This window comes from Pseudoalteromonas sp. S1609 (assembly GCF_005887255.1).
In the GTDB taxonomy this organism is placed as follows: Bacteria; Pseudomonadota; Gammaproteobacteria; order Enterobacterales; family Alteromonadaceae; genus Pseudoalteromonas.
In genome coordinates this window covers 1-274 of the sequence record NZ_PNDJ01000261.1, presented here as the reverse complement: position 1 = coordinate 274, position 274 = coordinate 1, and the positions used below count along the sequence as shown (strand labels likewise).

1 pseudogene is annotated in these 274 nt (G+C 47.1%); it reads left to right on the top strand.

Annotation, left to right across the window (positions count from 1 at the left end):
* A pseudogene (locus CWB76_RS19655) lies at positions 1–274 on the top strand (terminase large subunit domain-containing protein); the annotation flags it as partial.

Here is a 274-nt window from a genome sequence, read left to right as displayed (position 1 = left end):
CCACACAAAACAAGTGGCCTATTACCTACGTTAGTAGACCCCGTGTTACCCGCCATGAAGCGTATGAGCACTGGACTGGTAAATTGTATGTCACAACCAACGGCTGTAATGACCCTGAATTTGCCATTGATGCTAGCCATAAAAACTTAACGCATGGCCTGCAGTGTGACGCTGGTATTTGGCGGCCAATGCTCACCGTGCATGACGTGGTTAAAAGTGGCATTGACCGTATTGATATTGACGTCCTTGAAAACGAATACAGCACGGATGAGTT